The sequence below is a fragment of the Metaplanococcus flavidus genome, from assembly GCF_042675885.1.
Lineage (GTDB): Bacteria > Bacillota > Bacilli > Bacillales_A > Planococcaceae > Planococcus > Planococcus flavidus.
The window spans coordinates 35,152-46,995 of record NZ_JBHTKI010000007.1 but is presented as its reverse complement, the minus strand read 5'-3'; the positions used below and the strand labels follow the sequence as shown (position 1 = coordinate 46,995).

At 41.8% G+C, this 11,844-nt stretch carries 13 protein-coding genes; 4 read left to right on the top strand and 9 right to left on the bottom strand.

Going from position 1 to position 11,844, the window contains the following annotated elements; translation table 11 throughout:
- Positions 1-828: 828 nt before the first annotated feature.
- The 3 genes from ACFQ1X_RS04110 to ACFQ1X_RS04100 are packed head-to-tail and all read right to left on the bottom strand — an operon-like array spanning position 829 to position 2,514.
- Positions 829-1,152 carry a hypothetical protein gene (locus tag ACFQ1X_RS04110; protein ID WP_144840287.1) on the bottom strand — a complete coding sequence of 108 codons (324 nt, stop codon included), beginning with the start codon at positions 1,150-1,152 and terminating at the stop codon, positions 829-831.
- A 5-nt stretch (positions 1,153-1,157) separates the two neighbouring features.
- The gene (locus ACFQ1X_RS04105) at positions 1,158-1,973 is read right to left on the bottom strand and encodes a hypothetical protein (protein WP_144840288.1); all 816 of its coding nucleotides are present in this window, start codon (positions 1,971-1,973) and stop codon (positions 1,158-1,160) included.
- Positions 1,963-2,514 carry a sigma-70 family RNA polymerase sigma factor gene (locus tag ACFQ1X_RS04100; RefSeq protein WP_144840289.1) on the bottom strand — a complete coding sequence of 184 codons (552 nt, stop codon included), beginning with the start codon at positions 2,512-2,514 and terminating at the stop codon, positions 1,963-1,965. Before ACFQ1X_RS04100 ends, ACFQ1X_RS04105 begins: the two co-directional genes overlap by 11 nt.
- A 525-nt stretch (positions 2,515-3,039) precedes the next feature.
- On the opposite strand from ACFQ1X_RS04100, the gene ACFQ1X_RS04095 reads away from it, so the two are divergent.
- Positions 3,040-3,408, top strand: a complete 369-nt coding sequence (locus tag ACFQ1X_RS04095; protein WP_379081476.1) for a PadR family transcriptional regulator — start codon at positions 3,040-3,042, stop codon at positions 3,406-3,408.
- Positions 3,383-3,982 carry a DUF1129 family protein gene (locus ACFQ1X_RS04090; protein WP_379081473.1) on the top strand — a complete coding sequence of 200 codons (600 nt, stop codon included), beginning with the start codon at positions 3,383-3,385 and terminating at the stop codon, positions 3,980-3,982. Before ACFQ1X_RS04095 ends, ACFQ1X_RS04090 begins: the two co-directional genes overlap by 26 nt.
- A gap of 135 nt (positions 3,983-4,117) precedes the next feature.
- On the opposite strand, the gene ACFQ1X_RS04085 is transcribed toward ACFQ1X_RS04090, so the two are convergent.
- The 4 genes from ACFQ1X_RS04085 to ACFQ1X_RS04070 all read right to left on the bottom strand — a co-directional run bounded on the left by ACFQ1X_RS04085 (position 4,118) and on the right by ACFQ1X_RS04070 (position 8,771).
- A complete protein-coding gene (locus ACFQ1X_RS04085; protein WP_144840292.1) occupies positions 4,118-4,777 on the bottom strand; it encodes a tubby C-terminal domain-like protein in 660 nt (219 codons plus the stop codon).
- Between the two features lie 399 nt (positions 4,778-5,176).
- A complete protein-coding gene (locus tag ACFQ1X_RS04080; RefSeq protein ID WP_144840293.1) occupies positions 5,177-7,093 on the bottom strand; it encodes a PTS fructose transporter subunit IIABC in 1,917 nt (638 codons plus the stop codon).
- Entirely contained in the window at positions 7,090-8,022 is a 933-nt protein-coding gene (gene pfkB, locus ACFQ1X_RS04075) for a 1-phosphofructokinase (RefSeq protein ID WP_144840294.1), read from the bottom strand. The genes ACFQ1X_RS04080 and pfkB overlap by 4 nt, the downstream gene beginning before the upstream one ends.
- Positions 8,019-8,771: a DeoR/GlpR family DNA-binding transcription regulator gene (locus ACFQ1X_RS04070; RefSeq protein WP_144840295.1), complete on the bottom strand. Its 753-nt coding sequence runs from the start codon at positions 8,769-8,771 to the stop codon at positions 8,019-8,021. The genes pfkB and ACFQ1X_RS04070 overlap by 4 nt, the downstream gene beginning before the upstream one ends.
- A 174-nt stretch (positions 8,772-8,945) precedes the next feature.
- On the opposite strand from ACFQ1X_RS04070, the gene ACFQ1X_RS04065 reads away from it, so the two are divergent.
- Together ACFQ1X_RS04065 and ptsP are read left to right on the top strand one after the other, a co-directional pair.
- Complete coding sequence (locus ACFQ1X_RS04065) at positions 8,946-9,215, top strand: phosphocarrier protein HPr (protein WP_144840296.1); 270 nt, start codon at positions 8,946-8,948, stop codon at positions 9,213-9,215.
- Positions 9,212-10,930, top strand: a complete 1,719-nt coding sequence (gene ptsP / locus ACFQ1X_RS04060; RefSeq protein WP_144840297.1) for a phosphoenolpyruvate--protein phosphotransferase — start codon at positions 9,212-9,214, stop codon at positions 10,928-10,930. The genes ACFQ1X_RS04065 and ptsP overlap by 4 nt, the downstream gene beginning before the upstream one ends.
- 130 nt (positions 10,931-11,060) lie before the next feature.
- Here ptsP and ACFQ1X_RS04055 read toward each other — a convergent pair whose 3' ends face one another.
- Positions 11,061-11,339 (bottom strand): hypothetical protein, encoded by a 279-nt coding sequence (locus ACFQ1X_RS04055; protein WP_379081468.1) that lies wholly within the window; start codon positions 11,337-11,339, stop codon positions 11,061-11,063.
- Between the two features lie 243 nt (positions 11,340-11,582).
- The gene (locus ACFQ1X_RS04050) at positions 11,583-11,741 is read right to left on the bottom strand and encodes a hypothetical protein (RefSeq protein ID WP_379081466.1); all 159 of its coding nucleotides are present in this window, start codon (positions 11,739-11,741) and stop codon (positions 11,583-11,585) included.
- Positions 11,742-11,844: the final 103 nt, after the last annotated feature.

The window sequence follows — 11,844 nt, the reverse complement described above, 5'->3', positions numbered from 1 at the left end:
TATAAACTGATTTGTAAATGAATTAAAATATTTTCAGAGTATTTGTTGCTCGTACCTTTTTATTACCTATGCCCCCTTGAGCTCTTCCATATCACCTCTAGCAACTTTGCTTCTTAAATGAACGTCTAATACAATAACGAAATTTTAAAAACCAGTATGAAGATTAATAAAGCTGAAAGAGATATATCAGAAATTTCCTAGGCATACAATGTTGCGCAGATCTTTAAAGAGGTAAGGTGAAATAAAATGAAGACAAATGAAGAACAATCTATTAAAAGTGGATATATGATACCTGTTATAATGCTATCAATTTTCATGTCCTGGATTATGATCGTATATAAGTTTGGAGCTTTAGTTCCAAGTACATTAATCTTTATTCTCACGGTAGTTTTATTAAAAAATTCGCCATACGATCGATATAAGCTATTTGCTTCGCTAGTCTTTGCCATTTGCTCTATAGCATATTTCGTTTATTTCCTTGGAATCGTAAGCTTAATCCTTGCTATACTTCTCGACAATACAGGACCAGGATTGCATCATTAGCAATTCCTTTACCAGCAATTAAGAGGTGAACTGTATGGTGACAAATGAAGATACCCTTAAAAATTGCAGCCGCTGCTAACTTTTTTGTGTTTTTATATCATCGACTCATTCCAATTACTCAGCGATTCATCATTACTACAAAGAGCTCATTCAACTGATGCTCAAATCGGGGGATTAAAGAGTTTTGTTCTTTTTCCGTTAACCCCGCTGAAGAATCGGTCAGTTTAAAGGCTGTTTCCTGAAGCGCATCAAACTCTGCAGTCAATGCGCTATCTATATTGGTTCTCAAATAGAAGAAATGAGTCCATAGCTTTCTGAACCAAAAGAAATTGCATATTGTTCTCCGGTATCCATTTCACTCCACTCGCTATGAATGGCTATGATAAAGTCCTTCGGTTCACCAAATCGGCTTTTCTCAATTGGCTGGCCATATTCTTTGGGATCTGCAAAAACGGTCTCAGACAGATCAATACTCACCGCATTAGCAGCATTCACTTTCTCTTCTTCTACACTGGCCGAATCGAAGCTGTTCAGGTTAATGAAGATGACGAATATAAATAACGCCACTAATGTCAGCAACGGAACTCCCACTACCACTTTTTTCAGCATCTCTACTACTCTCCTTTTATCAATGTATTCATTTTCTGAAGTTTTTCATAGCTTTCCAGATAATATTTTTTATTCTCTTCCGTTGTTTGGCTGTTTTCGAACTTCTTCAGAATTTCTTCAGTTTCTGCCAGCCACTCTTCCAACGGCGCAAAGTCATTCAGATGCTTTATTTCTTCGAATCTGGAAAGCGGGTGGTACATCTGATCTGATGCATTCGAAATCGTCCTGTTCTCTGGCTCTGGAATGCCAGAAGCATCGGAAAGAAAGCCCATGATGACACCAATCTTCTGACCTTCAGTCGGTTCAGCCGGACCTTCATCCGAATGTTTCCGGCTCATCATGGATTTCGTCTTACTGTCGAACGTATAGCCATTTTCGTATGTCACTCTATTAGTATATCCGCCTTCCACTCTCCCTTCTTCCGGAAGTTCATAGCTGTCGAAATGTTCCTTGATTTCTTTATAGGGATATTCCTGAATCCATTCTTCATCGGTTGCTGCTATTTCATCATCTTTGTTTTCCGACTCTTCATCTATTGGCGTAGGAGTAATTTCACTTCCATTAGATGCCGGTTCCGATTGTGGAGGTGATTCAGCTTGATTGGCAGGACCGGAAATTTCTTCAAACAGAAAGTAACCTCCAATAAGAAGGATTAGGATTCCGAATGCAACACTCATTGTCCGGGGAAACCAGTCACCGCTTTTTTTTCTACTTTTTTTTATTTCAGCAAAAACTTCCCGTTTATGACTCGATGTAAATTTTTTACCTTTAAAAACACTTCTGTCCATAGCATCACGGTAACCCGAAAATCTATCCTTCATTCCATTCACCTCTTTCTATCGTTTCTCCCAGAAGGCCGCGCCCTCTTTTCAAGCGGGTCTTCACGGTATTTTCGTTGGTTTTCAGCAACAATGAGATTTCCTGGACGGACAACTCTTCGTAATAATGTAGATGGATGATTTCCCTGTACTTGACCGGCAGCTCCATGACCTTTTCAGCCAACAGAATGTCCGCGTCTTTTTGCAGCGAAGCGGTTTCAGGCGACGGCTCTTTCGATCGAAGGAACTGGAACAAGCTGTTATTGACCATAACGCGCCTGGCCCATGCACTCCTCAGAACATCTTTGCAGCGGTTGATCGTTATTCGGTATATCCACGCTTTATAGGATTGAACTTCATCATATGTATCGTACTGATGGTAGCAAGTTAAAAAAACATCTTGGACAACTTCCTGTGCTTTCCCCCAGTCCCTAAGGTAACTATAGGCCATTTTCGTCAAACGATCGCCGTATTCATCCATCAGATCGGACAGCCCCTGTTCCTGATTTTTTCTTGAATAGTCGATTTGTTCGGGTTCAGTCACCACGCTTACTCCTTTCTAGGCTTTTTATTTTATCCCCTCCATATTTGAGTACCCCTAAGACGAGGCTAAATGGATATCGGTTTCATATTTTTAAAATATTTAAAGATATTTTATCTTCGAAGACTTTTCTAATAACATGTTATAAAGGCATGCTCTGTTCAGTAATTTTACTATACAGAAAAAAGAAGAGGTGATTTGATCAGCCTCTTCTCTCCCATCGTATATATGCAACCTCCGATAACGTGCTGATATGTAAACTTACATACTTTTGAGATTTATGCTTTAAAACCTGATACTTGTAGCCTTTTGAAATTTAATACAGCTTTCTGAAAAGATCAATGTGGTGAGGAATTTGTATGGAACAAAATTTAGATTAAGTTACATGCAAAATTTAGATAAAGCATCTTTCTCTTATTTCCTCCAAGTGGACGATATAAAAATGAACTACATTTTTATGAATACCTTGCATAACAAGTTATACTATTGTATATATTGTATTACAAGGTAATGAGAGGAGGTATTCGCTTGTCGACGACACAAATGCTAAAGGGGATAATTGATGGATGCTTACTGGCGATTATTAAAGATGGAGAAGTATACGGCTATGAATTGGCGGAAAAACTAGAAAGTTATGGGTTTGATTCATTTAGCGAAGGGACAATATACCCATTGTTGATGCGTATGCAAAAAGAAGAACTTGTTACATCAACTTTAAAAAAATCCACAGCAGGCCCAAAAAGAAAATATTACTCTTTAACTCACAAGGGTGACATAGAATTAGAAGAATTCGTTGCACGTTGGAACATGTTGCAGAAAAATGTGACTGGTGTTTTGAGTATTGGATCAGATAAAAAAGGAGATGACACAGTTGAAAAGTCAAATGGAGCTTTCTAAAAAGAGCCAAAGGTTTTTAGACGATTTACGTACATATTTATTTACCCAAAGAAAAAACTTGAATGACGTTGATGAAATTACAAATGATTTGCAAGAACACTTATTGGAAGCTGAACGAAACGGGAAATCCATTGAAAAAATTATTGGGAAATCACCGAAGGAATACATGAACATAGTTTCTAGTGAATTACCCACGGATAATAAAAATTGGTTCAAATACTTTTTGGTAATTCTTTTTGGTTCTTTAACCTTTGCTATTTTACCGGATTTGATGGACTTAAATCTATCCTTCTCTGTTTTAGAAATCGGTAGCTATATTGTAGTCAGTGCCGTATTTATTTTTCTTGCTTTTATGGGATTCAAATATACTTCAACAATGGAACAATCGGCCTCAAAGCAAGCGTTAGTTCTATTTGCAATAGTAGTGTTGATGTCTATTTTAACTTTTAGTTTGATTTACCTGGATAGAGTTATTGATAGCCCTATTATTCACCTTGGCACTATAGGCAGTTTGATTGTTGCTGTTCCTATAATAATATTTTTAATAGGACTCATCATTTGGGCAACAAAATAAATTTTAACAATCCAATATTGATTGTTAGATAGAGACAAACTATTGAATGTAAGTTACATTCACTTTTAAAGAGAGCGTAAAATTTCACGGTTTTTAATCTTCAATTCTTCAAAGTAAATATGGACAGTTTGAATATTAATCCCCTATAAAATATAACATTTGACCAGCAATAGCATAAAAAAGTGGGTCTTGTATTGTCGCTTCTTCCTCTATTAAAATATGAGCTTTTAAATTTTTTTGAAGGGAAATCTTCCAACGACCTATCTCCTTGCCATTCTCATAAAACTTTGTCCAGTCAAGTATTTCTTTCTTGGTTGTTATGTTTATATCACCTCCATTTATTTCGTAGATAGGACTAATAATATCGATTCCTTTTTGTCTTGCAACTAGATCTAACCCCTTATATTGACCACCTAGAAATGAATATTGGTATTCTGAACGCTTCATTGTATAGTTTTTCTTATGTGCTTCTATAATTTTCTCTCCATTTTCATTAAAAGCTCGATGATCGGAAAGGAATTTATTTTCGCCAACCCACATATCGAATAGCCTGTGAAATATAGTTTTAAAATATCTTTCTGTATAACCAGAATTAATCCCTTCTGAATCAGAAATATTAATCCGAGCAGTACTAGATTTCACATATGGTGCTTGATAAGTATAAGACCTCATTTTGAATCCCCCAATGTTGAAATTACTGGTTTTATAATTTTTTGAAATTGGAATCTTGAAGGTTTTTCCGATTACATGATAACTTGCTTCATCGAACTCCTCGATTCTTCTCACATAGTTCATGTTTACAACCCTTCAAGGTTATGATTATTTTGCAGCTATGCTCAAGTAAGGTAGTATTGGCATAAAATCCACACGACTCAACTGATGAAGGAATTATTACCTTCTACAGCTACTATATTGATGTTAACATTAATTTCCACTATTTCAAAAATGACTTGAGCAATTTTTCTTAAAGTAAAACCGTTCGTAAAAGTACACCTTTACGAACGCATTAAAAACAAGTAAATAGGATAGGAAAAACGTTCGTAAACGTGGACAACCCTATTACGAACGTCCTCATCTTTCTATATACCTTTACGAACGTTACTTCCATTCAACATGGTTCAGTGCGTTTTTCAAAAATAAAAGGCCGTTTCCGGGACTGAGTTCAGTCCCGGAAACGGCCTTACTTTTATTATATTATGCAGTAGCAACTGTATTCTTTTTCAGAAGACCTACAGTTATAGCAGCGACAACCGCTCCGACGATGATGGCCAAAGCGTAAAGCAGAATATTAAATGCACTGCCTTCGACGAATCCCATGACGAACACGCCGCCGTGAGGAGCGCGAAGACCGATGTCAAAGAGCATGACAAGCGCCCCTGTTGTTGCGGCACCTGCGACAGATGCCGGAATGACGCGTGCCGGGTCAGCCGCAGCAAACGGGATGACGCCTTCTGTGATAAAGCATGCCCCGAGCACGTAGGCTGTTTTGCCTGCTTCACGTTCCGGTTTGGTGAATTTCTTTTTAAAGAAAGTTGTTGCAATGGCCATGCCAAGCGGCGGAACCATACCCGCAGCCATGACTGTCGCCATGAAATTGAAATTACCTGCATCAAGCATGGCAATGCCGAATGTGTAAGCGGCTTTATTGACCGGTCCGCCCATATCGACTGCCATCATGCCTCCGAGAAGCAAGCCGACGAGAATCAGGTTCGTTCCGCCAAGACTTTCCAAGAATGCAGAGATTGTTGTGTAAACGCTGGTCAATTGTGGATTGACGAGCATTATGATAATGCCGGTAATCGCAATGCTGAACACAGGATAGAACAGGACAGGTTTCAAACCTTCAAGCGAATTCGGCAAACCGGAAAACACTTTTTTGACCAATAGGGTCACATAACCAGCCAGGAAACCGGCGATCAAACCGCCAAGGAAACCGGAGCCGCCGTCGATATCCTCAACTCCCGATACCGTGATCGCAATCAAACCGCCGATCATACCCGGCGCAAATCCGGGACGGTCCGCGATACTCATCGCAATAAAGCCGGCAAGTACAGGAACCATCAGGAAGAATGCATTTTCGGCGCCAATGGCATTCAGCAGGGCCGCAAATTCATTATAATCCGGACTGGTTGGATCTGTTGCTTCTATTCCCCAGAAGAATGACATTGCGATCAGAATTCCGCCACCAACAACGAATGGCAGCATATTCGAAACACCGTTCATCAAATGCTTATAAAATCCGCTTTTGCCACCTGAGTCAGAAGCCTCGTCTTTAGACTTATCGTGTCTATAAACCGGTGCGTCATTTGCCACCGCGCGGTTCAGCAGGTTATCCGTTTCGTAGATCGCTTTACCGACTGCAGTCTGAATCACTGGTTTCCCGTCAAAACGGCCCATTTCAACTTTGGTATCGGCAGCCACAATGATGGCATCCGCTTCTGCAATATCCGCATCAGTCAATCTGTTTTTTACACCGCTCGAACCGTTTGTTTCGACTTTCAGGGAAATCCCGAGTTCTTTCGCCCGTTCATTCAGCTTTTCAGCGGCCATATAGGTGTGCGCAATTCCGGTTGGACACGCAGTAACTGCCAGGATTTTTTTACCCGTTGATCCTGTTTCAGCCGATGCTGCTGGTGTTTCTTCAGGTCCTTCCACTTCGGTTTCCTTATCCGACACTGCGAGCAAGACTTCCTCTTTAGTGGCAGCAGCAAGAATTCTCTCCCGGAACTTTTCATCCATTAAAAATGTCGCCAGGCGGGACAAAGCTTCCAAATGCGCATCATTCGCGCCTTCACTTGCCGCAATCATGAAGAATAAGTTTGCCGGCTGTCCGTCCATCGATTCAAAATCAATGCCTTCCAGGGAACGGCCGAATGCAATTGCAGGGGAACTCACTGCTGCGGATTTTGCATGGGGAATGGCAATACCTTTTCCGATACCAGTCGTGCTTTGTGCTTCTCTCGTTAAAATATTTTGTTTGAATGTTTCCGGGTCAGCCAGTTTCCCCGCTGCATCCAGCTGGGCAATCAATTCATCGATGACCTCCGCCTTGGAGCCTGCATGCAAATCCATGGCAATGGTGTCTTTTGTCAATAAGTCTGTAATTCTCATTTTTTCACATCCAGTCTATTCATTGGGTGAACGCTAACTTGTTCCAGCAATTTTTCCGTATCTTCTTTATCACACAGGTCTGAACGGAATGCGGTGGCACTTCCACTTGAGACACTGTAACGGAATGCTTCCACTTTGGTCATGCCTTGCGACAGAGCTGCGATGAAACCGGAAACCATAGAGTCGCCGGCTCCGACAGTGTTGATCATTTTCCCTTTCGGAGCTTCTGCCCAGTAAGCTCGTTCCTTATCTACAAGAATCGCCCCTTCTGCACCCATCGAGACGATGACATTTTCCACTCCCTGCGCCGTCAGTTCGAAAGCATACTCCGCAGCAAGTTGCTTATCGGAAATCTTCGCGTGGAATAAATCCCCAAGCTCTTCCTTATTCGGTTTGATCAGAAACGGCTGGCTTTTGATGAGGGCCGGGAGCGCGTTGCCGGAAGTATCGAGGACAAAACGTCCACCTGCAGCCCGGCAGTTTTCAACCAGTTCCTGGAAAAAGGCTATAGGCAATTCTTGCGGTATGCTACCGGACAAAACAAACCAGTCACCTGATTTGATGTTTTTCACTTTATCTTTCAGTTTTTCTAAATGACCATCAGTCAGTTCAGGCCCTGGACCATTTAATTCGGTCTCGTCATCCGATTTAATCTTAATGTTGATACGGGAAATCTGGCCTGAATCAATAAAATCCGTTTTCACATTTTCTTCAGCCAAAAAATCTTCGATAAATTGACCAGTGAAACCGCCTACAAAACCGAGGGCTACGCTGTCCACTCCCAGGCGTTTAAGTACACGGGAGACATTGATGCCTTTGCCGCCCGGATAATAATGAACCCTTTCACTTCTGTTTAGTTTGCCGACTTTGAAATCCGGCAAATAATTCGTGCAATCGATCGACGGTGCCACCGTGCATGTGTATATCATCTTTCCACCACCTTCACTGATGTTAATTTTTCAAATTCCGGTAAAGCTTCTGCTGTCATTTGATCAACAATCAGTGAAGCTTCCTGCAATTCCATGATTTTCGCGAAACTGACTTTATTTTGCTTGCTGTGGTCTGCCAGCATATAAGTGGTTCTTGAATGGGAACTGGCTTTCCGCTTGATGGCTGCTTCTTCGGGATCAGGTGTCGTGTAGCCATATTCAGTATGGAAGCCATTCACACCGAGAAAGCAGACATCAAAATGATAATTGTCAAGCGCCATTAAAGTACCCGAGCCGACAAAAGCACCCGTTCTCAGTTTTAATAATCCTCCCGTCAGATAAGTGGTGATGCCGGCAACATTCAAAGCTTCCGCCAAAGGCAAACCGTTTGTGACGACCACTGGATTCTTTTCCTTCAGGAAAGGAATCATTTGCAAAGTGGTTGTGCCTGCATCGAGGAACACACTGTCCCCTTCCTGCACGAATGTCGCGGCATACTCGGCAATTGATTTTTTCTCTTCCAAATTCCGCGTCGATTTGTCCTCGACGCTCGGTTCCTGCAAGTTGCCCGTGGGTAAAACTGCACCGCCAAAGACCCGCTCCAGTTTACCCATGCTTTCGAGCTCTGTCAGATCGCGGCGCAACGTCGATTCCGAAGCATCCGTCCTGTCGACTAATTCCTGCAATTTTACGGTCCGCTTTTTTTCGATTAACTTTAAAATGAAGTCATGCCGTTCGTTGGTTAGCAAATAATCACCCGCTTTAGTAATTTTAAGTAGATATTACTTGAAATCGCTTCCAAAATCAATCATAATCATTCATAAGCAATCAAAAACGTTCACTTCATTGGCAGAAAACCTTTAACCAAAAGAGTTTGCGCCTAACAGAAAAGGAACGTATACAAACACTGAGGAGGAAATATTATGACAGAAAAACAATTCACAATTACAGATGAAGCCGGAATGCACGCAAGACCTGCCTCTGCACTGGTCGGTACAGTCAGTAAATTCAAATCAGATATTCAATTGGAATTCAACGGCAAAAAAGTCAACTTGAAATCAATTTTAGGTGTCATGTCGCTTGGAATTTCTTCAGGCTCCATCGTCACCATTTCAGCAGACGGTGAAGACGAAACGGAAGCTATGGCCGCAATTGAACAAGCGATGAAAGCAGAAGGGATTTCAGACCAATGACCATGGAACTTCATGGCATTGCGGCTTCTGACGGAATTGCCATAGCGAAGACCTACCGTTTGGAAAGTCCTTCCCTTCTATTTGATAAGAAAACGATAGACGACCCGGAATTGGAAATCGAACGTCTTCATGCCGCTCTCGCAGTATCCACCGAGGAACTGGAACTGATCAAAGAACAAGCGGAAAAACAGATTGGCCCGAAAGAAGCGGCTATTTTTGGCGCACACCTGATGGTTTTGAGCGATCCTGAACTCATCGGGCCCATCTCAGAGAAAATCAATACAGAAAAGGTCAACGCTGAATTCGCGCTGCAGGAAGTTTCCAATATGTTTATGGAGATGTTCGCTGCTATGGACAATGAGTATATGCAGGAACGTGCGGCTGACATTAAAGACGTAAGAAATCGTGTTCTGGCCCATCTGTTGGGGGTTAAATTTCCAAACCCCGGACTGATTTCCGAAAAAGTGATCTTGTTGGCAGAAGATCTCACCCCTTCTGATACAGTCCAGTTCAACCCGAAATTCATCCAGGGCTTCGTAACGGAAATAGGCGGACGGACTTCACATTCCGCCATTCTCGCCAGAACGCTTGAAATTCCTGCAGTAGTTGGAGTTAAGAAGCTGATGGAAACATTGGCAGACGGAACTTTAGTGATCATTGATGGGATAGAAGGTAAAATCATTGCTGATCCATCGCCTGAAGAAATCGAAAAGTATAAAAAACGGCAAGCTGAATTTGCCGCCCAAAAGAAGGAGCTTGTTTCACTGAAAGATGCTCCGACTGTGTCATCAGACGGTTTTGAAGTTGAACTTGGAGCCAACATCGGTTCGCCGAAAGACGCAGTTTCCGCTCTCGAAAACGGAGCAGAAGCAATCGGCCTGTTCCGCACAGAATTTTTATATATGGGCAGAGACAGCTTCCCTACTGAAGAGCAGCAATTCGAGATTTACTCGGAAGTCCTGAAACGGATGGGCAGCAAGCCGACAGTGGTCCGCACCCTGGATATCGGCGGGGACAAGGAATTATCCTATTTGGATCTGCCGAAAGAACTTAATCCCTTCCTCGGACTGCGCGCCATCAGATTGTGCCTCGAAATGCCTGACCTGTTCCGGACACAGTTACGGGCTTTGATCCGTTCAAGCGTCCATGGTAATCTGAAAATCATGTTTCCAATGATCGCAACACTGGAAGAATTCAGACAGGCCAAGCAGCTGTTCTTGGAAGAGCAGGAAAAAATGGCAACAGAAGGCATTCCTTTCAGTGAAAAAATTGAAGTCGGCATCATGGTCGAAATTCCATCCACTGCCGTCATGGCGGATGTATTTGCAAAAGAAGTCGATTTTTTCTCGATTGGAACAAATGATCTGATTCAATACACCCTTGCAGCCGACCGCATGAACGAAAATGTCGCACACCTCTATCAGCCTTTCAACCCGGCAATCCTGCGGATGGTGAAGATGGTAATCGATGCTGCCCATAAAGAAGGCAAATGGGCTGGCATGTGTGGTGAGATGGCTGGTGAAGAATTGGCTGTTCCTGTTTTGCTCGGCCTCGGACTGGATGAGTTTTCAATGAGCGCTTCTTCGATTTTAAAAACCCGCTCAATGATCAGCGGCTTGTCCAAAACCGAAATGGAAAAACATACCGACCACATTTTATCTTTGTCCACTGCTGAAGATGTGAAGAACTACATTACCCAAATGCTGAAGAAGTAAAATTCTTGTATGATACCCAATTCAAAAAGCCATCGAAAAAGGTTCTTTTTCGATGGCTTTTATTGTTCATTGAATACGTCTATTATTTTTGAAGACGAGCCTGAAAGCAGCAGTGTACTCTGGACATTCATCAATAACTGTTCGTGTGCTTTTCTTTTTGCAGCTCAATGACAAACGTCGTAATGCTTTTAACTTTCTCCGGCAGTTCCCTGTCCAAAGTATAGACGTCACAATAGCAAAAATTGCGGACATTGCCGTCTTCATCTGTCCGCTTGTTAACTCCTTTCACCGCCGCTTCACCATTGCCGCAGATAACCGACTCGATCTCATATTGCATATCGCTGAAATCCATAATGCCAAAAGCCGCATTAAATCTTCGAAAGAATTCCGTTCTGTCCAGCTCGTCCATTATATGACCCTCCGAATCTATGATGGGACGGATCGACATTTGTGCATCCGAAGCATTATGGTTTACCGCAGGTATCATCACTTCCTCTTAATTCTGTTTTTTCTGGTAACTTAATATGATTTCATTTTACAGTAAAATTACCAAGAAATAAATCCGTAAAGCCTCATCTTAAACGGAATTTTATTAGACCGATGTACCTGCTTTAACAGTAAAAACCATCATCCCGTAAAATGATGGTTCCCTTTAGTTTTCCTTGTCTTTATCCGAATCCTTTTCTTCTGCAATCTTTTTTGGATCATGAGTGTCTTCCGCTTCAAGATCAGGGAATTGCTCCTCGGGGGAACCGGTGAAGCTGTCTTCCTTTTCTTCCTCTTCCCTATTCGGTTCTTTTTTATCGGTCATCTTCAACACTCCCTTATAATAAACTTATAGTTCTTTACCCGCTCCTGCTTGCTTCAATCAAACAAGGAAAATATTCCCGACCAATATGACTCCGTTCTATTTT